The sequence below is a fragment of the Planctopirus limnophila DSM 3776 genome (assembly GCF_000092105.1).
Classification (GTDB): Bacteria; Planctomycetota; Planctomycetia; order Planctomycetales; family Planctomycetaceae; genus Planctopirus; species Planctopirus limnophila.
Genome location: NC_014148.1, coordinates 3,207,180 through 3,229,531, shown reverse-complemented (window position 1 = coordinate 3,229,531; position 22,352 = coordinate 3,207,180). Strand labels below are relative to the sequence as shown.

Annotated in this window: 13 protein-coding genes; 8 read left to right on the top strand and 5 right to left on the bottom strand. The window is 53.9% G+C overall.

The window, feature by feature from the left end; all coding sequences use genetic code 11:
* Nucleotides 1-191: 191 nt before the first annotated feature.
* A complete protein-coding gene (locus PLIM_RS12740) occupies nt 192-2,831 on the top strand; it encodes a ComEC/Rec2 family competence protein (protein ID WP_013110731.1) in 2,640 nt (879 codons plus the stop codon).
* A gap of 502 nt (nt 2,832-3,333) precedes the next feature.
* Here the strand turns inward: PLIM_RS12740 and PLIM_RS12735 are convergent.
* Complete coding sequence (locus tag PLIM_RS12735; protein WP_013110729.1) at nt 3,334-4,149, bottom strand: alpha/beta fold hydrolase; 816 nt, start codon at nt 4,147-4,149, stop codon at nt 3,334-3,336.
* Nucleotides 4,150-5,153: 1,004 nt separating this feature from the next.
* Here PLIM_RS12735 and PLIM_RS12725 point away from each other — a divergent pair.
* Entirely contained in the window at nt 5,154-6,170 is a 1,017-nt protein-coding gene (locus PLIM_RS12725) for a DUF1559 domain-containing protein (RefSeq protein WP_013110728.1), read from the top strand.
* A 526-nt stretch (nt 6,171-6,696) separates the two neighbouring features.
* On the top strand, nt 6,697-7,062 hold the full coding sequence (locus tag PLIM_RS22915) for a transthyretin-like family protein (protein WP_013110726.1): 366 nt from the start codon (nt 6,697-6,699) through the stop codon (nt 7,060-7,062).
* Nucleotides 7,063-7,328: 266 nt separating this feature from the next.
* Here the strand turns inward: PLIM_RS22915 and PLIM_RS12715 are convergent, their stop codons facing one another.
* On the bottom strand, nt 7,329-8,372 hold the full coding sequence (locus PLIM_RS12715) for a DUF1573 domain-containing protein (RefSeq protein WP_013110725.1): 1,044 nt from the start codon (nt 8,370-8,372) through the stop codon (nt 7,329-7,331).
* A gap of 467 nt (nt 8,373-8,839) precedes the next feature.
* Here PLIM_RS12715 and metH point away from each other — a divergent pair, with 467 nt between their 5' ends.
* The 3 genes from metH to PLIM_RS12695 all read left to right on the top strand — a co-directional run bounded on the left by metH (nt 8,840) and on the right by PLIM_RS12695 (nt 15,258).
* The gene (metH, locus tag PLIM_RS12705) at nt 8,840-12,625 is read left to right on the top strand and encodes a methionine synthase (protein WP_013110724.1); all 3,786 of its coding nucleotides are present in this window, start codon (nt 8,840-8,842) and stop codon (nt 12,623-12,625) included.
* A 175-nt stretch (nt 12,626-12,800) separates the two neighbouring features.
* On the top strand, nt 12,801-13,787 hold the full coding sequence (locus PLIM_RS12700) for a 3'-5' exoribonuclease YhaM family protein (RefSeq protein WP_013110723.1): 987 nt from the start codon (nt 12,801-12,803) through the stop codon (nt 13,785-13,787).
* A 217-nt stretch (nt 13,788-14,004) separates the two neighbouring features.
* The gene (locus PLIM_RS12695) at nt 14,005-15,258 is read left to right on the top strand and encodes an MFS transporter (RefSeq protein ID WP_013110722.1); all 1,254 of its coding nucleotides are present in this window, start codon (nt 14,005-14,007) and stop codon (nt 15,256-15,258) included.
* A 211-nt stretch (nt 15,259-15,469) separates the two neighbouring features.
* Here PLIM_RS12695 and PLIM_RS12690 read toward each other — a convergent pair whose 3' ends face one another.
* Nucleotides 15,470-16,168, bottom strand: coding sequence for a TIGR02117 family protein (locus PLIM_RS12690; protein ID WP_013110721.1), 699 nt, complete (start codon nt 16,166-16,168; stop codon nt 15,470-15,472).
* Between the two features lie 515 nt (nt 16,169-16,683).
* Here PLIM_RS12690 and PLIM_RS12680 point away from each other — a divergent pair.
* Nucleotides 16,684-19,146, top strand: coding sequence for a discoidin domain-containing protein (locus PLIM_RS12680; RefSeq protein ID WP_013110719.1), 2,463 nt, complete (start codon nt 16,684-16,686; stop codon nt 19,144-19,146).
* 122 nt (nt 19,147-19,268) lie between these two features.
* Entirely contained in the window at nt 19,269-20,576 is a 1,308-nt protein-coding gene (locus PLIM_RS12675; protein ID WP_013110718.1) for a thioredoxin domain-containing protein, read from the top strand.
* A gap of 199 nt (nt 20,577-20,775) precedes the next feature.
* On the opposite strand, the gene PLIM_RS22910 is transcribed toward PLIM_RS12675, so the two are convergent.
* Both PLIM_RS22910 and PLIM_RS12665 read right to left on the bottom strand, forming a co-directional pair.
* Nucleotides 20,776-21,243 (bottom strand): carboxypeptidase-like regulatory domain-containing protein, encoded by a 468-nt coding sequence (locus PLIM_RS22910; RefSeq protein WP_013110717.1) that lies wholly within the window; start codon nt 21,241-21,243, stop codon nt 20,776-20,778.
* Between the two features lies 1 nt (nt 21,244).
* Nucleotides 21,245-22,261, bottom strand: coding sequence for a DUF1559 family PulG-like putative transporter (locus PLIM_RS12665; protein WP_013110716.1), 1,017 nt, complete (start codon nt 22,259-22,261; stop codon nt 21,245-21,247).
* Nucleotides 22,262-22,352 lie beyond the last annotated feature (91 nt).

Sequence of the window (22,352 nt, the reverse complement as noted above, 5' to 3'; positions counted from 1 at the left end):
ACTGATTCTGCGGAACAAATGTTCCTTTGACCAGACTCCTCTGAGTATAGTCGGAACGCACATATATTCTTACAGGATTGTGAGGGAACTTGGCTCAGCCGTCATGTTCACACGCCTAGGGCATCCCCTGTATTAGTGGCATTGAGTCAAGCAGAATAGGCAGAGTCGTACAGTAAGTGCAGGAAGATTTTGTGATTGAACAGCAGGCCAGATCATTGAACCCTGCGGAGGATGAGCCCTCATCGCGTCGGCCACCAGTGTTATGGGGCCGGGTTCCTGCTTTGGCAGCGGCAGGAGCTATGGCCTCGGGGATCGTGCTGCAGGAAATCTTCGGCCTCGGAGTTTGTTTTGCTGGTGCTCTTGGTGTTCTCGTTTGTCTGATCGCCTGGCGAGTAAGCCTTCAGCGGAAGCATGTCGCCTTTGGAGGTGATCTGTCTGGGTTTGGGCCCGGCTTTTTCGTCACAGGTGCGCTGCTGGCACTCGCGAGTGCGGCTGGCTTGTGGCACGAGGCGACATGGAACTGGACGAGCCGGGATTCGTTGAGCCGCCTGGCGGATTTGCGTTCGCAAGGTGTTTGCCTTGAAGGGATTTGTCGCTCGACAGTTCTGGTTGAGCGCATGCACTCTTCGTTTGCGAAATCTTCGCCCGTCGCGATGGTGGCGTCAGGTTCTACACCTGCAGAAGCAACGAACGATGGGCCAGGATCAGATCGGGTGGCGAATGGAGAAGCTGCCGGTCAACGCGTGATTTCGCGATTCGTGTTCTCTGTTGAGAGGCTTGTTGTAGGGCCTGAGCATCGCCAAGTAAGTGGAGATGTACAGGTCGATGTGGAAGGTGAAACGCGCATTTTTCAGCCGGGAGATCGCCTGCGGATCTATGGCAAGTTAAGTCGTCCTGCACCGCCAATGAATCCGGGGGAGTTCAATTACGCGGACTGGCTTTACGCTCAGGGGATCGTCGGGCATGTGAGAGTCAAACATCCTGAGGCGGTCGTACAGACCAGCGACAGGATTCCGGTCAGCTGGAGGCTGCGCCGCTGGATGTCGTGGCTCCGTCAACGGGGAGAACGCAGTCTTGAGCAGGTGATTGTACGTTCGTCACCCGAACTGGCCAGCAGCATATTGCTGGGTGGACGCCAGCGTCTGGATGCCGATCTGCGGGAATCGTTTGTACGAAGCGGATTGCTCCATATTCTGGCCGTTTCGGGCATGAATGTGGGGTTGGTGGTCTTATTGATGATGACCCTTTCCAAGGGGATTATCCGGCATCCCTGGAAATTGGCCGCCTGTGGATTGGGAACGATTGCGCTGTTTCTGATGCTGGCCGAGAATGATCCGCCTGTTGTAAGAGCGGCTTTCTTTGGAAGTGCCTGGATTCTCGGCAGCCGCTGGGCAGGGGTGGTTGAACCTTTGAACGTCCTGGGGCTGACGGCGGTGACTTTGATGATTCTGAGCCCGCACGACTTGTTGCAGTTAGGTTTTCAACTTTCGTTTCTGGCGGTGGCCACGCTGCTGATTGTGGCACGCACAATGGGAAAACCACAGGTCATTCAAAGTCAGTCTGAAGGGGCCATGGCTGCTTCCGGCTGGCGAGCGATCCGGGGGCATAGGTGGCTGGCAATCCTTTGGCAGTTGATGATTGCCACCTTCGTGATCTGGTGTCTGACGACACCATTGATTGCCGCGACCTCGGGAGTGATCTCGCCTGTCGGTCTGATTCTAAATATCGCTCTGGCACCGCTGGTGCCCATTATTCTCTGGAGTGGCTATATCACGTTGCTCCTGGGGATGATTCATCCGTGGCTGGCGATCCCTTCGGGAGGGATTTTCGACTGGTCACTCTATTGGCTGATCGACGTGGTCGATCAGGCGGCTGGATGGAGATACGGTCATTTTGTGCTTTCACCACTCCCAGTGGAATATGCTTTGATCTTTTACTCAGCCGTGGCGGGCATGCTGCTCTTCCGGGTGCATCGAGTTCGCGTGGTCATGCTGACGCTGGGCCTGGGAGTGATCTGGCTGGCGGTAGGATACTGGCCCCAGGAGCGGCCTTTGCGTTTGACTTTCCTGTCGGTGGGGCATGGATTGGCCGTACTGGTCGAGACTCCCGACCAGAAAATGTGGCTATATGATGCGGGTTCTTTAGGGCAGGATCGACGGGCCGCACGAGTCATTGGCCAGGCCATTCGACATTACGGATCGATCCAGCTCGATGCTGTGACGATCTCTCATGCCGATGCTGATCACGCCAATGCCATTCCTCGATTGACGCGCGATGTGACCATTCGCTGGCTGGGAATGCCGAAAAGTGCGGCCGATCCTGACCAGCGAGTGATTGGTGAAGCTGTGGCGGCTGTGGCTTCGCAAGGGGGCGTCATTCGACTGGTGCAAGGTGGGCAGAAGTTCTGTCTGTCTCAAGATGTGGAGATCGAGTTTTTGTGGCCTCTATTCAAGAAAGAGGAGACGCTGCTTTCACGAAAGACGACCGATAATTCGGAAAGTCTGGTGGCGAGAATTACCTACCAGAACCGGGTGATTCTGCTGACCGGCGATCTCGAAGGCGAGGGGCTTGTCCACTTGCTGGAGACGCCACCAGGCATGGTCGATGTGCTGCTCGCTCCGCATCATGGGGGAAAACGCAGCAATGTCGCTGCATTAAACCACTGGGCCCGACCACAGCATGTGATCTCCAGTCAGGGGCCCGGCGATGTGACGACAGGCCTCGAGCAGACATTTGTCGATTCGAAGATCTGGGTTACATCCAAGCAGGGGGCGATTGTGGTGGAGATTGACCGCGCGGGAGTTGTGACCGTTCGGTCTCAGCTGCCTTGAATAAATACTCGTCTCATACGGATCCCAAAAGATCATCGCGACGAGTGTGCCATGCTTGCGGCTCGACAGGTGGCCCGGCCAACTCGTGGCTGGGTGGTCGTGCAAAGCCACGACAACAAGAAGCCGCGCCATACGCATGTCATGCCACCGCTGTTGACCTGGTCTCGGATGGCTCGCGAAAGGGCTTGGTCGTTACGCTTTTCAATGTCACATAGGATTTAAGAATGGGTGGCAAGGGTCGGATGTCTTCATCCGCCCCTTGGCCAATCAAGGTCACCAGCACGAATGCATCCGAATCATGCACTTACGACTTCCAAGCCAATTCGTTAAGAATGATCAATGTCCCATAACCTGGGGGCAAACGAGGACGTTTGACCCCAGCCACGCAGTCTCCAGCCAAAGCGCAGATCAATAGGCATACAAAGTTGTGTGTAAAAGACAGCGGCTCGGAGCAAGCATGCTTGATCGACACGCCAGACGCATTTGATTTCTGGGATCGGTATCAGACAGCCTGCTCAAATCGTTTGATGATTGGAGCAATCATGGCTTCGACGAAGACTCGATTGACACAACTCAGATGGCCACCGGTGTGAAACCAGCGGGTAAACGACCAGTCATAGGCGATCTGGTGGAAGGGAGCACCATCTCCCTGGCGGGCGGAAGGATGTTGAAAGCCCAGCATGCCACTGCAGGGGGAGTATTTGCCGTCGAAGGTTCCCAGGAGAATTGTGCCGGCACCCACAAAAAAGACATCCAGCGGCGAATAGAAGTGCCAGATCCCATGCATCACGCCTTGACGAGCCCTGGTGAGGTCGTACTGAGTGGAGACTGCGGGGGCGATGAGAACTGCGGCCGAGATGCGGGATTGAGGCCCGAGGAGTTCGAGAATCCGTAAGGCCATGCCACCGCCACCCGAATGGCCCACGAGTGTGACAGGTCTGCCGGGGTAGCGGGATTGATAGTTGCGGATCTCATCCGCGATAAACTGCGCCACTCTCCAGTTACGACGATCTCCCCGGAGATGATACAGGAACAGAAAATCCCAGCCGGTGGTCCAGTCGATAGTGCGAATGGCCGAGCGGACTCCACCGTCGAGGAGGCCGCAAGCCGTGCCGAGATTCAGAAAGCTGAAGCTGTCGATCCCCGGGAGGATAATGACAAGCCCATGTTCGAGTCGATCCGCCGAGGTGTGATTAGCGAAGCGACGCGGGACAAATTTTCCCAGTGGGGAAATCAAAAAGGTGAACGCACAAAGCGTCCCCCGCAGCCAGGCTCCCGGCTTGGGTTGTTGAGCCCAGTGAGGCATACGGGTGTTCATGGGGAGTGGTTTCGCAGGCGTGTTTAACTCGCAGGCCGAAGTGTCAGTGGTGACTTTCTGACCCCGCTCTGAGAGTCGGTGTATGAGCAGATTGTTTCAAAAGAATTTAGCAGCTCACGACCTTAGGGGCGATGAATTCCTTTTTGATGTGGACAGAGTTCATTGGGCTTAGCTGGATGCACGAAAAACCGGGCTGGAACCTACGCCTTGGGCGGAGAAAGGAATTCCCTATCAGCGTGTGAGAAGAGTTGTAAGACACAAAAGGTATAAGAGTGGCTATGGATTTTGTGAGCAAAAGCTGCAATTGCAAACAGAATTCATTTGTTGATGGGGTAGGGACTTACGAAGAGTATTCAATCGATTGTTGAGACAGATGTTGCTGTGGCTTGTGATTCTTGTGGCGACGTATGTTGGTAGTTGCACTTATTCCGTGCAGGGTCGCAACGGGATTGTGCGATTTTGTGTGATTGACTAGCACGTCAAGCAGCGAAGAGTGCAATTATGAGTGTGCCAGCTGTCTGGAATGATCAGGATTCTTGATCTCAATTTGGTCTTTGAAGTCAATACCGCTGATGAAAAGTAACAGAGGATGCTTCGTGGTTCGTGTCGACAAACCAATGTTTCATCGAGCTTTCGTACAGCCAGAAAAGTTCCGCAAAAACTCGAAATTCTTGCGAAATTCACAGAGATTTTAGCCTTGCGAGCAACATGCCCGACCCTGGCTTTTCTTCGAAGCGTGTCAAGATCAAATGCCTCTGGTTTTGCGATCCGAGTGTTGCGGTACCAAGTGACCCGAAAATTCATTCCTGAGTCGTCACGAGGCGCAAATTCCCGGCTCAGGAATTTGCCGGACGTCATGGCATGGTAATTGCCTAGGTGGCGAGTTGTGCTGCATTCTTCTGCAGCTCTCACTTCTGTAACGCCCTGTATGCCGCTGCTGTTCAAAAGCAGCCGGTCGGTTCTCTCATTTCGTTTCTTTTCTTTAGCCTGTTGGGAGTGGTCTTATGGTTTTCTCTCGTTCCGGTTTTCCCGGTGTTTCGCAAGCTCGAAGAGGTTTTACGCTGATTGAATTGCTGGTGGTGATTGCCATCATCGCAGTGCTGATTGCACTGTTACTACCAGCTGTTCAGCAGGCCCGTGAGTCTGCCCGAAGAACACAATGCAGGAATAACCTCAAGCAGCTCGCGCTTGCGGTTCATAACTTCGAGAGTACCTACGGGCGTCTTCCAAGTGGTCCCTTGAACGATGCGGGAACCCCTGCACTGGCTCACCCACCTTCCACTGCCTCAAGGGTCAGCACACTCGTCCATTTACTGCCTTATATGGATCAGGCTCCGTTGTTTAATACGATTGATCCTAATCAACTCAATCCGGACATCCTGCCACCCAATCAGACTAACTGGTTTTGGGATGCGGGATGCAATCGCGCGGCAGCCACTTTGATTCCGGGATTTATCTGCCCGTCGGATTCGATGGCAAATCAGGATCCTACCGCCCAAGTGGTGATCGGTCTTTCCTGGATTCAGACATCAGGTGGCGGGTCACGCAGTCTTTCGTTCTTCTCTCCCACGACTGTTCCAACCACCGCAACAGGGTTACCAGCGAGCAGTTTCAAGCGTAGTAATTATGCGATGTTTGCTGGGGTCTACGGTGATGTCTCCGGTTGGGGGTTGTATAAAGGAATTGCGTGCAACCGCAGCAAAAAGCGGATGAGAGATATTTCCGACGGTACGTCGAACGTGATGATGTTCGGTGAGCAGATTGGGGGCATCACTACGCAAGGTTCGCTCGCAAGTAGCATGAGCTGGATGGGTGCCAGCGCGAAACTCACTTTTCCAGGTATGTTCCTTGCCAACCCAGCCACAGCTGATGCATGGCGTTTCTCCAGCCCTCATGATGGGATGATGCACGTCGCGATGTGTGATGGTTCAGTTCGTGTGCTCAATGCGAACATGAACACAACGGTCTTCCAGTACTACCTGGCTGGTGCCTCAGATGGAAATAACGTTGGGGAATTCTAAGGTTCCTATATTTTTCTTAAATGTGGAGTCTCATAGATCATAGGGATTAGTATGAATCATTGCTGGATTGTAGCGCTCGGCGTTGTGCTGATGGTTTCTGTGGTTGGTTGTGGTTCGTCGCCTCCCCCGCCGGTTCCATCGAGCGGGCCGGCCGTAACGGAGAGCCCCCAGGAGGCTAAAGCAGAGGCCGATTCACCTGGCCCACTTCCCGAATAGTGGGAATAATTTCAGAAGGAACAATTAAGCCTTGCATGTTGGCAGCCTAGACAGTGTTTTTCGCCGTCTAGGCTGCTTTGCGTATTGGCTCTCGTACTTCAGTTTTATGGCGAGTCATCATTGGCGGACATTCGCTTATCCTCTTCTGTGAATAGAAAATATGACCAAGCCTTGCACTCTAGAGAAAAATCTTCGGAATGTATCTTCGCTTGACAGGTTGTGCGATGCTCTCAGTCTCTACACGCGACGACTGGCCGTCTTGATCTTCTTGTTGGGGCTGACATCCATAGGATGCTGGTCTGGAAGCGGTATGTCACCAGTCGAAGGTATTGTGCAGCAGAATGGACAGCCCGTTCCTGCTGCGTTCGTATTCTTCAGGCCCGAGAAAGGGAAATCCTCAGCCGCGACAACGGATGCCAATGGACGATATATCCTTTCGTCTGTTTCGGGAGAAATGCAGGGTGCGGTTTTGGGGTCACATCAGGTGACGATTACGCTTGGCATTTCGCCAGAACCGGTTTCTGACGGTAAGACGGTTACGAATGACGGTGCGTTAAAACTTAGTCAATATGTGCTCCCGGAACCTGTGATCGTGAAGTCGGGTGGCAACAATATCCTGCTGGTTATCCCAAGCGAAACGTCTACATCCCCTTCGGAGCCAACTCCTGAAAAGTGAATTTAAGGCGGTATGTCAGCCCCGGCACTTGTTTAATGATCAAGTGGTTCAGGCTTCACAAGTGACCACAATATGACCCATGGGATTATGCCCTGTTATAGCCCCAAAGACGTTAGAGCATTCCAGTATTTTCGGGCCTTTATGGCTGTGATGACTGGGAGCTTTTGTTGTTAACGATCCTGTTGTCAACTTTTCGGTGCGATCGCTTGAGATCCCCGCAAAAGATTCAGGAGGCGTGGTTGAAAATGGCGTGAGTCGTGAGGTTGCTATTTTCGCAAGCCGTGAGATTGGTGCATGTCCTTCGGCCTTTCAACATTCCGGCCCTGGATCATTACGGGGACTTTCAGAAAGCGTGTTTCGGGATCAGTCGTTTCGATTTCAATCAGGGCGTGGTGGCGGCCGGGGGGGAGTTCGGCAACGACGGTGATGTACACAATCTTCTCGTTGGGCTGGTGAGCTTCTTCCGTCACAAAAGGATCGGAATGACCGGCTGATGGCCGTCTCTGTGACCGGTTTTTGCCTGCTGTGGTTTCGGGAAGTGGCTCTGTTTCCGGGATGGGAGTCAGCGAAGGTTTGACTGGCGGGTTGATATTCGCCGGGGTCAAGGCGGAGACAGCTTGTGCCGCTTCCTTCGATTTTTGAGCAGGTTGGATCTGTTCAAGTGAAAAGCCTTCCGGAGGAGTCAGCGAAGCTTTCACAAAGGGGGAACCTGTGCGCAGGCTCAAGATTTCGACCTGGTGGCCCCGGCTGTCGTGAACAAACAGAGGCTGTGTCGTCGGCTGGTTGCTGAGCTGATAGACAATCAGCGCTGGTGGGCGGACACTTAATCGCTGTTCCGGGAGATGGAGGCGGAAAGTGAGCCGGTCCGTTCGCGTCTGTGTATCGCGATAGACGACATCGCAGAAGAATTCTTTCTCACCGGGCGTTTCGTTAGCGGGCTGCATGCGAAGATTGATCTGTCCGGCTTCGCCGGGGGCATAGACCTGTTTATCGAGGCGAGGCATCAGGCAGCCGCAACTGGGGATCAGTTCTTGAATGGTCACCGGGACAGTGCTGGTATTGCGAAAGCGAAACGTGGCACGGAGTTCGTCGGCCGGCCGCACCTTGCCCAGATCGACGGCATATTGCGAGAAGGCGAGTGCCGGGCCTGCTGGTAAGGCCTGCTTCCAAGGAGTGGGCTGGCTCCAGAAAGGGGCCGCCCAGGCCAGTGCTGGGGGCGCCATCACGATCAGGCACAGAACCACAGCCAAGGGCAGGTTCCCGCGAGTCGAAGTGGTTCTGGATGCTGGTGGTATGGAAGCTTGTGACATGGGAGGAATCACTCAGGCAAAAGTACGTGGCAAAGGTACGGGGCGAAGGTTGTGGGGGTGATCGCTTTGACCTCCTGAAGGCATCGCTGAGGCCGAAAAACTGACGATGGAATAGCTGGAAATGGCTTTTTGGTGAAGATCATTCGGGAGAGAGAGGCGGGTTTCCAAAGAATCTTGAGGGATGATTGGTTCCGAAAACTCGCTTTGAATCGATCTGTGCAGGCAGGTTGGGAGTGCCAGAAAAACAGAGTATTCGCTAAAATGCGGTATGGACAGCACTTGGAGGCAGGTGCTGACCGGTTGGCAGCAGGGGAAGTTCGATCGCTGACTCCCTGGCATTTTCTGGACTGAAAGTTTGTCGTAACATCTAAGGATGTTAAGTGTTGCGGCGAAATTCGGTGTTGAAATTGGCACTGCTGCCCACGAAAACTTTCGGTAATACTCATTGAGACTGGCTGACCTGACGCATGGTTGATATTTCCCGCCCCGGACTGTTTGAGTCGCTTCTGGATGATCGCATTCTGATTCTCGACGGGGCGATGGGTTCGATGATCCATCGGTTCGAGCCGACTGAGGCCGATTATCGGGGTGAGCGATTCAAGTCGCACTCAATCGACTTGAAGAATGCCTCGGATGTGCTGGTGCTGACTCAGCCCCAAATGATCCAGTCGATCCATCGGCAATACCTCGAAGCCGGTGCAGATATCATCGAGACCAATACGTTTGGTGCGACAGAACTCATGCTCGATGAGTTTCATCTGGGGCATCTGACTCATGAGATGAATATCGCAGCGGCGACCCTGGCACGCGATGTCTGCGACGAGTTCACGAAAAAAAATCCTGCCAAACCTCGATTTGTGGCAGGTAGTATCGGGCCGACGAAGTTCCAGCTTTCGTTCAATGCCGATAAGCCGGGTTATCGGCCCGTCACCTTTGAACAACTGGCGGCTTCGTACGCAGGGCAGGTGCGGGCCTTGCTGGATGGTGGCGTCGATCTACTGCTGCCGGAGACATCATTCGACACGCTGAACATGAAGGCTTGCCTGTATGCCATCGAACAGGTCTTTGCGGAACGCGGCGTTCGCATTCCTGTGATGGTGAGTGGCACCATTTTCCAGGGTGGCGTGACGCTCACCGGGCAGACGATGGAGGCCTTCTGGGCAGCCGTCTCGCACAATCCCATGACCAGCGTGGGTTTGAACTGCGCACTCGGCCCTAAGCAGATGCGGCAGTATGTCGAGACGCTCGCGAACACTGCGACCAGATACATCAGTTGTTATCCCAATGCGGGCATGCCCGACGGCATGGGGGGCTTTGATTCCACACCCAGCGAGTTTTCGGGTGTCATTCGCGAGTTCGCTGAAAATGGCTGGGTGAATATTGTCGGTGGGTGCTGTGGCACGACCCCTGAGTTTATTCACGCCGTCGCAAATGTTGTGAAGGGGGTCGCTCCGCGCAAGGTGCCCCACGAGAATCACTGGTCGGTTTACAGCGGGTCGGATGTCCTCAAGATTCCGGCTGCCGATGCTGTGTTCGACGAAGGCCAGTCGGCACCGAACCGATCGTTCCTGATGATTGGTGAGCGGACGAACGTGACGGGTTCGAAGAAGTTCGCCCGACTCATTCGCGAAAAAAAATACGAAGAAGCTCTCACCATTGCTGCCCAGCAGGTTGAGAACGGCGCGAACATGATCGACGTCAACATGGACGAAGGTCTGCTCGACAGCAAAGCGGAGATGGTTCATTTTCTGAATCTGATCTCCGACGATCCGGCGATCAGCAAAGTGCCGGTGATGGTGGACAGCTCGAAGTTCGATGTCATTGAGGCGGGGTTGAAATGTCTGTCTGGTAAAGGGGTTGTGAATTCGATCAGCCTCAAAGAAGGGGAAGAAAAGTTCCTCGAACATGCCGGGATCATCCGCAAGTACGGCGCAGCAGTCGTGGTGATGGCGTTCGATGAAGAAGGTCAGGCGGCGGATCAGGTGAACAAAGTGCGGATCTGTCAGCGGGCGTACAAGCTTTTGACAGAGAAGGCCGGGTTCCCGCCGGAAGATATCATCTTCGATTGCAATATCCTCACGGTGGGTACGGGGATGGAAGAGCATGCGAACTATGCTGTCGAGTTCATCGAAGCCGTTCGCGAGATCAAGGCGACCTGCCCTTATGCCCGAACTTCCGGCGGTGTGAGTAATGTCTCGTTCTCCTTCCGCGGGAATGAGCATGTTCGCGAAGCGATGAATGCCGCCTTCCTGTATCACGCGATCAATGCCGGTCTCGATATGGGTATTGTCAACGCCGGGCAACTGGCCGTTTATGACGAGATCGAGAAGGAGCTGTTGACCTACGTCGAAGACGTGCTGCTGAATCGTCGGCCAGATGCGACGGAGCGTTTGATTGCGTATTCGGAAGAACTCAAGGCGCGCGAAACACGAACGGATGACAGTGGCCCGGTTGTCGAAGCGTGGCGCAGTGAATCGGTCGAAGAGCGGCTCAAGCATGCTTTGCTCAAAGGGATTGCCGACTTTATCGACGAAGATACCGAAGAAGCCCGACTCAAGTATAGCCGACCGCTGAATGTCATTCAGGGGCCGCTGATGGACGGCATGAATGTCGTGGGCAAGCTCTTTGGCGAAGGAAAGATGTTTCTGCCGCAGGTCGTGAAGAGCGCCCGCGTCATGAAGAAGTCTGTGGCCTATCTGCAGCCCTTTATGGAAGCGGAGAAAGAAGCTCTGGCTGCCAGTTCTGAGGCTGCCGGTGAAACAACAGTGGCAGCACAACCGACATCGACAAGCCGGGGCAAAATTCTGATTGCCACCGTGAAGGGGGATGTGCACGACATTGGCAAAAACATTGTGGCTGTGGTTTTGCGCTGCAATAACTTCGAAGTGCTCGATTTAGGGGTGATGGTTCCCTGCGATAAGATTCTGGACACCGCGATTGCGGAAGGTTGCCAGATTATCGGTCTGTCGGGATTGATCACGCCATCGCTGGATGAAATGACCACTGTCGCCAAAGAAATGGAACGGCGCGGGTTCAAGATTCCCCTCCTGATTGGTGGGGCGACCACGAGTGCGAAGCATACCGCAGTCAAGATTGCTCCCCATTACTCGGCACCGACAGTTCATATTGTCGATGCCTCGCTCTCTGTTCCTGTCGTCGAGAACCTGCTGGATGATGAGCGGCGTGATGAATACTTGAAACAATTGGCAGCCAATCAACAGCGTGATCGAGATACCTACGGGCATCTGCAGAAGCGCACGCTGGTTCCGTTTGAAGAAGCGTGTCGCCGCCGGTTTGAGACCGATTGGAAGACCGTGAAGATCGACACTCCCGACTTCTGGGGCGCGAAAGTGCTGGATGATTTCCCGCTCGAGAAACTGGTGCCATACATTGACTGGTCACCGTTTTTCATGACCTGGGAGTTACGCGGGAAATATCCGAAAATCCTCCATGATCCAGTCGTTGGTGAAGAAGCCAGCCGGGTCTTTAGTGATGCACAAAAGCTGCTCGACCGGATTCTGAAAGAAAAACTCCTCCAGGCCAAGGGTGTGTACGGTTTCTGGCCGGCACAGGCTGATGGTGAAGATATCGTGTTGTACTCGCCAGAGAGTGTGGCGGCTGGAAAACCAGAGATCATCCAACGCTTTCCGATGCTGCGTCAGCAGTGGGAACGAGTGGGCCAGAAAGAATTTCGGTCATTGGCGGATTACATCGCACCGATTGAAAGTGGGCGGATGGATTCGCTGGGGGCTTTTGCTGTGACCACAGGGATTGGCTGTGATGAACTCGCGGATGAATTTCTCCACAAACAGCATGATGACTATCTTTCGATCATGACGAAGGCTTTGGCCGATCGACTGGCCGAAGCTTTTGCCGAATATCTGCATCATGAAGCCCGTCAACATTGGGGCTTTGGCAAAGAGGAATCGCTCTCGAAAGAAGAGATGATCGAAGAAAAGTACCGTGGGATTCGGCCTGCCTACGGCTATCCCGCCTGTCCGGATCATACGGAAAAAGTTCCGCTGTTCGAACTGCTGGATGTTGAGAAAAATACAGGCATCAAGTTGACGGAAAGCTATGCGATGCACCCGGGGGCGGCTGTGAGCGGTTTGTATTTCGCTCATCCAGAATCCCGCTACTTCTCGGTCGATAAAGTGACCAAAGATCAAATTGAAGACTATGCACGACGCAAAGAGATGTCGGTTGCAGAAATCGAAAAATGGCTCATGCCCAACCTTGGCTACGACAACTGATGGATCGTAAAAAGGGTGGCGGAAGTCGAGAAATCGTGGAGTTAGACTTGTGATGTGCGGGCCAACCCGCCATCTTCGACAAGGCAATCGAGATGCTTACCTGATGATGACTGCGATGTTCAGTTGGGCCGTGAGGGACTGAACGGCCCCCGAATTTTGCTGCGATAGGAGTTCCATGGCCAGGCGGCTCATACTTGAACTGAAAGATGGCGATAACGTTGATGAGACGTTTCTGGTGGCAGATCGGCAATTGCGTGCCAATCGCAATGCAGCGCTGTATCTGAATGTCGATCTCCGCGATAAATCGGGGGTAATCAATGGCCGCATGTGGAACGTCTCGGAAGAATCGGTCGCACACATTCAGGCCGGTCAGTATGTGCGTGTGCGGGGAAAAGTGCAGCTTTTTCAGGGCGTCTTGCAATTGATCCTGACGGGAGCACACCCAATCGATGCAGCGACGATTGATCCGCTCGACTTTCTGCCGGAAACGACAGCAAATATCGAGCAGTTGATGTCCCGCTTGCGGGAACATCTGCTGAAAATCGAGTCGGTCCCACTGAGAACGTTGTGTGAGTGCTGCCTGCTCGATGAAGAGCTGATGGAAAAGTATGCCAAGGCACCCGCCGGCATCAAGGCTCATCATGCCTACCATGGGGGATTACTGGAACACGTCGTCACGCTGATGGATCTGGCCCGCAAGGTGGTTGAGGTTTATCCGACCCTGGATGCAGATCTGCTGGTCTCCGGGGTCTTCTGGCACGATATCGGCAAGATTCGCGAACTGAGTTATGAAACGTCCTTTGCCTATACGGATGAAGGACAGTTGATTGGGCATCTGCAGATTGGTGTCGAGATGCTTTCCGAGCGGATCCGCGAAACGGAACAGCTATCGGGAGAAAGGTTTCCTGAAGAATTGTCGTGGCGTCTCAAACATTTGATTCTGAGTCATCATGGAAGCTATGAGTTTGGCAGCCCGCGTCTACCGATGACACCCGAAGCAATGGCGCTCCATTTACTAGATAACCTCGATGCCAAGTTGCATGAGTTCATGCGGGCGATTTCTGAAGACCCGCATGGCGAATCGCACTGGACGCTGTTTTTACCGAGGCTGGATCGCAAGCTTTATAAAACACCCACGGATGCTTCAAAGCGACTGGAGTAACGTTTTGTCGCAGTGTGTCGGATCGATGGGTGTGGCAAGACCCTGATGGCCCCAAAATCACAACACTGCGAAAGGGCCTGGTCTTTGTCTTGTGAGATTCATGTTCACGCCCTTCGGAAGACCTCAGGGACGTGCCACATGACTTTCTATATAACGTGATGTAGATATCATTGTGAGAAATGATCGAAACAAGACGGCCGGTGTGGGTCGAGTTTAGATGAATCCTGCGAAGACTCCAGCAATCCCGAGCCTCTCTGAAACCCAGCACAACATCTATGACCGGGTCTTCTGGCTGGCGTACCTGGCAAACATTCTGGCTGTTATGGCCAATGCACTTACGTTTCGATTTGCCGAACTGGTTCACTATCTCGGCGGGAACGAGCAGACCACGGGCAATATCGTCAGTGTGGGTTTGATTGTCGCTGTGCTCGCGCGGCTCGTGCTCTCCAGCAGCATTGATTATTACGGCACCCGGCTCGTCTGGACGCTCTGTTCGGCTTTATTCACGGGAGGGAGCCTTGTCTTTCTCTTAGCCACAGGGCTGGGCTGGCCACTTTATGTCGCCAGAGCCGCGTTTTATACCGGGTTGACGGGGATGTTCGCCTGCTCGATGACACACATCCAGAACCATGTGCCACTCAGCCGCAGAACTGAGGTGATCGGCAATCTGGGAAGTAGCGGGTTTGTGGGGATGATCATCGGCTCGAACATTGCTGATCAGGTGGTGCGCTGGATCCCTGATCTCCATGAACAGTTTTATGCCCTCTTTGGCGGGGCGGCGGCGATCGGTCTGGTCTATTTATTGCTCATCCGGCAATTCCCACAGACGGGGCATCATGAGCCGATGACGGAGCCGCAGTCGGCGGTCCGATTGCTTTATCGATACTGGCCGGGAGCGGTGGTGCTGGCTGCCATGATGATGGGACTGGGGCAGACGGTGACGACGGTTTTTCTGACTCGCTTTGCGACAGAGCGCGGGCTGAACGGGATTGCGATTTTCTTTTCGGCCTATGCCATCAGTGCGTTCTGCTTCCGGATCAGTGTGCGGAACTGGGGTTGGACAATTGGTCGGCGGTGGATGCTCTTTCGTGGCTTGATGGGCCAGACAGCAGGCCATCTCATGATCCCATTCGTGACAGAGGACTGGCAGCTCCTGATACCCGCGATCATCTGTGGCTTTGGGCATGCAATTTTATTTCCGGCTGTCGTATCGCTGGGAGCAGGTGCTTTTCCCGTGTCGGCCCGAGGGACAGGGACGGCCATCATCCTGGGGATGACCGATCTTGGCGGTCTCGTCTTCGCCCCGTTTCTGGGCTGGATCATCGACGAAGCCGGCTTCTTCTGGATGTTCGCGACCAGCGCGGCCAGCGCCTTTCTGGTGGGTTGTTTATACCTTGTCGTCGCCAGTCGGCATCCCGATGAAGAGTCGCGGCATGGGCGGGTAGCGAGTGGTGTCGGCACAGCACCCTGATCGAGTTGAGACTTACCTGCTCTTATCGTGAGCTAACTGCTTAACGGTATTCTATAGCTACTGATACCAAATCTAGACTTAATCGCGTTCCTTGGAATGGGATGGCTGGGGCCAAACGTCGTCGCGTACCCCCAGTTCGTGCCGAAAATCGCTGGGGGTTCGAAGACTCAACCCCAGCCACCCGCCACGCAGTTGTTTATTGGAATCGGCATTAATTCGGTAAATAAAGTGTGGGTGTGTGCGGGAGTGTTGATTGCCATGGCGTGCGGACACCGGCTTTTCGAAGAGCCAGGCCCACCCAGGAGTTGCAGGTGTTGAAGAGATGGTAGCTCCCATGGGCTTCGAAGAAAGTGTCTGTCTGGCTATATGAGTAGCCTGGAATAGGAATGATTCGGCCCTGGTGGTCTCGCTGGAACGTGGACTTGATAAATTGCGTCAGTTCGCGGTACTGATCCCGGGAAAGCTTGACTGAGACCGCAGTGGTATAGTACTCGGGCTGTGTCAAATCGACGTGGAGGCAGGTGCGGGAAGGCCAGAAGAGGGCATTGATCACCGTTGAAAGTTTGAGATCTGCCCAGGTTCGGGTATCAAGGAAAAAGCCACGATCACCCCAGCCTATGGCCACATGGGAATAGCGACTGATATCTCCTGGAAACCAGGCAGGATCAAATTCCTCTGACCAGTCGACTAACTCGTGCGAAACGGGAACGATCAGATCGGCATGCACTTCCGTGGAAACGACAAAAATTTCGACTCCCTCTGGTGAGGGTTTGAAGTCATTGTTCACCGGGAAGAGGCCGATGACGATCAGGGCGGCATACGCAAGCGCGCCAAAGAACGTCCACTTCCCCAGTCGCCAGGCCCAGCGGGTGAATCTTGAAAACCAGGTGGCAGGAATCGTGGAACTCATACTGGTTTCAAAGTTTGGGGTAAGGGTTCTCTTTCCGGTCAGAAGACAAAACCCGTCGCATCAAGACCGATGAGCAAATGAGTGTACACCTTATGGTCTTGTTGTGTCGTGGAAATCTGTCGAGCGATCTGCATATTGAGCTTACGGCATTTCGTGAACATAGCCGACGAGGGCCGATGGATCTGATCTTCTGGAAAGTGAGATGCATGCACCCGAAGGCTCAGATTCTTGAAGCAACACAACCTTAACGATGTCGAGAGAGTCTCAAGAAGTGTTTGCACTGAAGGTCAATGTGCTGTACTGTAAGCACAAGGAAATGCTCTTTTGTTTCTGAAGATTCATGATTGAAGAGCGTTTGCTGAGGTGAATGCTGGTTTCAAAGTTTTCAGTTCGAAAGCTGGTATTGATCAGGTCCTCGAAGCGATCGCTCGCGTGAATAATCGATGGCTGTGTGCCTTGGGGGATCAAGCCATACAACCCCTGTTGAAAACGCATTTTGGCTTTGGAAAATACCTATGTCTCAAAAGTTGCCGCCAGCACCTCGCCCGAAAAAGAATGGCCACGGCCAGGCTCCACAGGTGCGTCGAGGTGCATCTTCATCCTCGGCCAGGAAGAGTGTCAAATCGACAGGGAATAACTCCAACCTGCTCGCCATTAGTCTGGGTCTGGGAGGTGCAGGACTGCTGGCCGTGATCGTCGCATTGATTTTTTTGACGCGACCTGCTTCAACGTCCGCCGAAGGAGCTTCGACTGCGGCTGTGGTTCCTGTGATTAATGGGAATACTGGTGCTGAGGCCTCGACCACTGGAACGACCGTGGCTGTTTCCAGCAGTCCGAGTGACGCTAAAGCGGCAAGTAACACGATTCAGGATAGCACAGAGAGTAGTCACTCTTCCCATGTGGTTACGGCAAAACTGGTGGAGCCGATTGATCCCGCCGTCGATTTGTGGCTGAGTGATTTTCCTGCACAATCGTCAGCATTGCGAGGAAAGATTCAAGCATTAGAGGCCAGCAATCTTACAGCCAGGTTACGAGAACCAGCACTTCGGCGGGAACTGGTTCGCCATGAGATTCTGCGTCAGTTCTCGCCTAAAGAGTTGCTGGTTTTTTTGAAGTCGCCCAGCGAACAGGCTTTCCTTAAGGAGTTTTTCTCGCAGACATTATGGATGGAAGAGTTTGTCGGTTCTGGCAGCTTTAAGAATCCCGTCACCGGATTACTGGCTCTGGCGGCCATGGCTGAGTTCGACCCCGAAATTCGAAAGCCATCTCTGGAACAGAAAATCGCGACAAGTGTCGCATTGGAAACGGCGATGTCGGATCAGACACCGGTCAATGCCGTGCAGATCTACCGTTATTATCGAGATCGCAACCGACAAGGAAAGCTCCATCCCGGCTTTGTTCAGCTCGATATCTGGGAGATGCGGTTTGCAGTGGCAGCGACTGTCACCTTTGATGAATTGACATGGATCGGAAATCGCGCCAGTTTTTCACCGACCGAAGCCAGGTCGGCGGCATGGCAGGTTCACTATTTAGGGGATAGTCCGTTTGGCGATTCTATCCAGTCGGCCTGGTACTATATGCCCTGGAGCGAAAGGCTGAACTATACGCAAAAGACGGTCCGAGTGGGTGGCGTTTGTGGATCACTCAGTACCACTGGAGCATTGTCAGCTAAAGCGGATGGAATTCCAGCGACGACGATGGGAGAACCGGGGCATTGCGCTTTTGCCGTCCGCCCGGAACGAGGAAAGTGGGTCGATGGCAACAGTGTCGATGGGAATCATCGGACCCCCCATCGGAATTATTTTGAGGCCAATTGGGCGGACCTCTTTGCAGGTGATGCCGCCTGGATGCATCCGAATTTGCGAGAGGCGCAGTATCTGGCCTGGGCCGCCGAAGTTTTGCCGCAAGAAGAGACGAATGTACGAACACAAATCTACAAGCAGGCAACCATAGCCAATCCGTTCCATTATGGATTTCAGGCGAAATACTTTGATTTGCTACAACAGCAGAATGCACCGATAGCAGTGAAGAGTGAAGCCGCTCAATTGGCTGTAACGACTTTTCAACGAACTCCCGAGACAAGCTGGCTCCTGATCAAGCGGTTTTGCCAGGGGGCAACTTCAAGTAGCGATCGTGTGGCTTTGCAGAAGATCTGGCTGGCCGGTTACGAAAAGCCGGTGGAAAATCTGGTCATGCAAATGCCTCTGGATCGAATCGTCGAAGAGATGGGTAAACAGCGAGATCAGGCGGCAAAGCCTGGCCTGTTTGGAGATGTCCTTCAGACGACGATTTCGAACGATAAGATTTTTGCTCGCTTTCTGGATGCCTGCCAGAAGATGGCCGCTCAAGATGTTTCATTGAAAGAAGGGCTTCTGGCGGGGTTAGCTGCAGCCGCCACAAGCACTGCAAGTAATAGTGAAGATGCGTTGAAGAGTCTGTGTCGGCAGGGAATCTTGCTGGCCGAGCAGACAGCAGATAAATCGGCTTTTTATGCACTTTCTGAATTGGGCGCGAAATTTATTAAACCGAACTACAAGACGGCTCATAAGCCCTATAGTGGTGTGCTGCTGAGTGAAGGGGGTATCCCTGCGATCTCGACAACCTGCCGCTGGGATGAACCTCTGGAGCATGCGGGGATTCTCAAGGAATCGGGAGGGCGGTTTCATACCGATCAGGAAGCGAATCCCGCCCTTGTCGTAGAGTTAGGGAAGCAGGGAAATATCAGTGGGATCGCCATTGTTAATATTGATGGTGGAAACTCTGCCCGGGCTGTTCCATTTAAGGTGGCTGTCTCAATTGACGGGAAGAACTGGCAACAGGTCTATAAAGCGAACAAGAATGAGAAGGTCTGGCAGATTGACCTGACTTCACGCCGGCCACTTGCCAAATATGTGCGAATTGAAGGGGATTACCCAGACGGTCGCAAAGACTTTCTCCATCTCAATGGTGTGTACGTCTACGGGAAGCCTGCTCAGTAGTTAGGTGGCTATTATATATAGCGTATTGAAGTGACGATATTGATCTCCGTGGATCAGCGTCATTACTGATACTTCCCCAGGAATATTGAGACGGTGTTTGTTGCCGTTCTTGATGAGAGCTCATGATGTCCGTGATACGAAATCTGGTTATGTTGCTGGTGGTGATTGTCTCTCTTTCAGCAGGCGTGATGGCTGCCGAGACAAGAACTGCGCCGACGTTGAGTGATGCCCTGGAAATGGCGAAAGCTGTGCCGGGCGATATTGTCGTGCTGGTGACGGGAAGTGACTGGCATCCTGGTTCGATGAAGTTTCTCAGGGATGTCTTCGAGACGTCGGCCTTCCGCAATGCGCTGGGCGAGAACGTGATTCTCGTCCACGTTGACCATACCGAAGCAGAAGCCGCCAAGCCTAAGCAGGAGCGCGACAAGAAGAACAATCTCAATCGCTATCTGTTTCAGGTACCACTCATCGGCCTGTACGATGCACAGGGCCGGGATATTGGTCAGTTGACGGAAAATCTGGAACAGACCCCTGTGGATGGTGTGGCCGCCCAGATTCAGGAGCTTCTCGCAAAACGTAAAGAGCGGGATGAACTCTGGGAGAAGGCAACTAAAGTCCAGGGGAAGGCCCGGGCTGATCTTCTGGGGAAAAGCCTCGAACTGATGAATGTCGGCTGGGGGATCAATGAGACCTATCGGCCGAAAATTGATGGCTATAAGCCCGTATTGGCCGAGTTGAAGGCCAGCGATCCTCAAGATCAACTAGGCTGGCAGGCCAGGTATGAATTTCAGCCCTATAAGCTACTCGAAGAAGTGACCGGACTCGCAGAAAAAGGGCAGCACAACAAAGCGATCGCCACGATTGATAACGTGCTTGAGAACAAGCAGATTACCGTCGAATACCGGCAACGGGCACTGGCTGCCAAGTATGCTGTGTACCGCAGGTGGAAAAATCATGAGAAAGAGTCGCTGAAGGTTCTGGAGGAGATTCAGAAGCTGGATCCGAATTCTTTAATGGGCCTGGGGGCTCAAGGGTATGCCGAGTTCTTTACCGGGCCGGTCGACCTCAAGTATGGCTGGCGACCGCATCACGTCCAGCAGGAGATTTCGACCTGGGAAGTCGATATCACTTCAGAAGTCGGCGAAGCCGGGTTTTATCGTCTGGAACTCAATCGTTACTGGAACGTCGGACGCCATAACATCAAAGTCAAGTCGCTCACGATTCTGATGAACGGTGAAAAGGTGTGGTCGGCGGATAAGCCCATGAAGCCGAAGATCGAAGAGATTGTCGAGCTTCCGCAGGCGAAGGGACGCCAGGTTCTCCTGAGAATTGAAGCCCAGGGCGATGGCGGAACCGACTCGGCAGGCACGATTTCGATGAAGGCCTATTATCTTCCCGGCGGCAATCACTCAGGTAAGGCCTCCGAATGAGGCAACGCGGCACGAGCAGTGGAATGTGAAGACAAACTCCGCTCCCCAATTCAATAAGCCGAAAAATCGAGTCTCACCCAGCGGGTTTTGAGCAGGTGAGCTGCGCAAAGCCTTCACCGCATCCTACGCCTGCTGAGGGCCATCCTCTCGTGCCGCTGGCACAGGTGCTGAATGCTCGCCCCCAGGCTGCGGTGGTGAATCACTTTGCCTGGTCGTCGAAGCGGGGCAGCCGGATGGTGAGGCGGTGAGGGCCGGTGGCTGGAATTGTGACTTCCAGTTCGGATGTCCGATAGTCGGCGAGCCTCGAAGAGAGCCTGCGCGGGGCTGCTGAGTGGGTTCGATGTGTTGCCAGAACTGAGGCGCCTGCGTAAGGGCTGATGGGCGGCAGAACAATCACACGATGCACTCCGGGCACTGCACCATCGCCGGTGGCGAACGTCGAAAGCTGAAACTCCCCTTTGGCGTTCAATTCGCCACGGGCGTTGATGCCGCCAGTTTGAGACTCCAGTTCGACCAGCCCGCCTGAGATCGGCGAGCCATCGAAGTCCATGACGATGCCGGACACAGGGATTGTCGTGGGTGTCGTTGGCCCACACCCTGAGATCAAACCCAGAATCAGGCCAATCGGTGTTATCCCCATCAGTAAAGTTCGTCGATCCCGTCTCATCTTAATTCTCTGCCGCTGGGGCCGCGTCTTGTCGGTGGGCCAGATGACCGAGCACAGAGGTCGACATGTGATATGACAGGCTGCGGACACTTCCATCCGCAAGGGCGAAGTTCACGGTCTCGTGATGCCAGCTGCCAAAGCGGTAGGTTCCAATCGTGTAGGATGCTTCAATTCCATCCGGGCGCTGTAAAGGTGCCCCCGGTCCAGCAATCCGGGCATAGGCCGAGAAATGGTCACCGTTATAGGCGGCACCGTTATGGGGAGGAACGTTGAGCTTTCCTCGTGGAATGTGCATTTCTCCCACCAGTAATGTATTCGATGATCCATCCTGCAGTTTGGTGAAGCTGATACGATCAATCCAGCCGAGCGGCTTTAGTAAGTCGCAAACGCCACGGCTATTGATGAGCACACCGGTTCCGTTCCCGCCCCAATAGAAGTCGTTTACGGAGTAGTTCGCTCCGGGGGAGAGATCTCCCAGATTGCCAGCGTAGTCGGAGGTTGCCCCGGCGGGCAGGACAATATCGAATCCACAGCCGCAAGGAGCAGCCAGGAGAACTTGCTGTGCTTCGGAAACGGCATTGTCAGGGCCCCTGCGAGAAGGGCAGAGATAGTGTGGGACCGCGCGTCGCCGGACTTCTTCCGAATGGTTCATGAAGGGTGCAGAGACATCCCATTCGGCGTATTGCTGACTCCTCTCCAGATACGGCAAGAGTCGAATCAACCAGGTTGCTTCAGAACTTCCGCAGATTTGGCTCTGGTCACCGTCGGGACGTGGTTTGATGCTGGCGGGTGGGAAAGCCTGGTGGACATCATGAAACTGATGGAGAGCCAAAGCGATCTGCCGCAAGTTGTTCTTGCATTGAGTGGCCCTCATCGCTTCTCTCGATTGCTGCACTGCGGGGAGGAGAAGTGCAAGCAATACCCCAATGATGGTCAGTACGACCATCAGTTCGATCAAGGTGAAGCCGGCGGCACCACCACGAGAGGTCTGGTGCAGTTTGGGATCGTGATAACGCACAGGGACGCCTTTGCAATAAGTATGCAAAAGTATGGAGCGTGTCTCCAGGCTGTGTCAATGTCGGTCACCAGATGAGCGGGGCTTCTGCTGA

Excerpts from the sequence above, each read along its gene's own strand:
- PLIM_RS12735 (WP_013110729.1), bottom strand. The coding sequence starts at position 4,149 with ATGAACACCCGTATGCCTCACTGGGCTCAACAACCCAAGCCGGGAGCC.
- PLIM_RS12725 (WP_013110728.1), top strand. The coding sequence starts at position 5,154 with ATGGTTTTCTCTCGTTCCGGTTTTCCCGGTGTTTCGCAAGCTCGAAGA.
- PLIM_RS22915 (WP_013110726.1), top strand. The coding sequence starts at position 6,697 with ATGTCACCAGTCGAAGGTATTGTGCAGCAGAATGGACAGCCCGTTCCT.
- PLIM_RS12715 (WP_013110725.1), bottom strand. The coding sequence starts at position 8,372 with ATGTCACAAGCTTCCATACCACCAGCATCCAGAACCACTTCGACTCGC.
- metH (WP_013110724.1), top strand. The coding sequence starts at position 8,840 with ATGGTTGATATTTCCCGCCCCGGACTGTTTGAGTCGCTTCTGGATGAT.
- PLIM_RS12700 (WP_013110723.1), top strand. The coding sequence starts at position 12,801 with ATGGCCAGGCGGCTCATACTTGAACTGAAAGATGGCGATAACGTTGAT.
- PLIM_RS12695 (WP_013110722.1), top strand. The coding sequence starts at position 14,005 with ATGAATCCTGCGAAGACTCCAGCAATCCCGAGCCTCTCTGAAACCCAG.
- PLIM_RS12690 (WP_013110721.1), bottom strand. The coding sequence starts at position 16,168 with ATGAGTTCCACGATTCCTGCCACCTGGTTTTCAAGATTCACCCGCTGG.
- PLIM_RS12680 (WP_013110719.1), top strand. The coding sequence starts at position 16,684 with ATGTCTCAAAAGTTGCCGCCAGCACCTCGCCCGAAAAAGAATGGCCAC.
- PLIM_RS12675 (WP_013110718.1), top strand. The coding sequence starts at position 19,269 with ATGATGTCCGTGATACGAAATCTGGTTATGTTGCTGGTGGTGATTGTC.
- PLIM_RS22910 (WP_013110717.1), bottom strand. The coding sequence starts at position 21,243 with ATGAGACGGGATCGACGAACTTTACTGATGGGGATAACACCGATTGGC.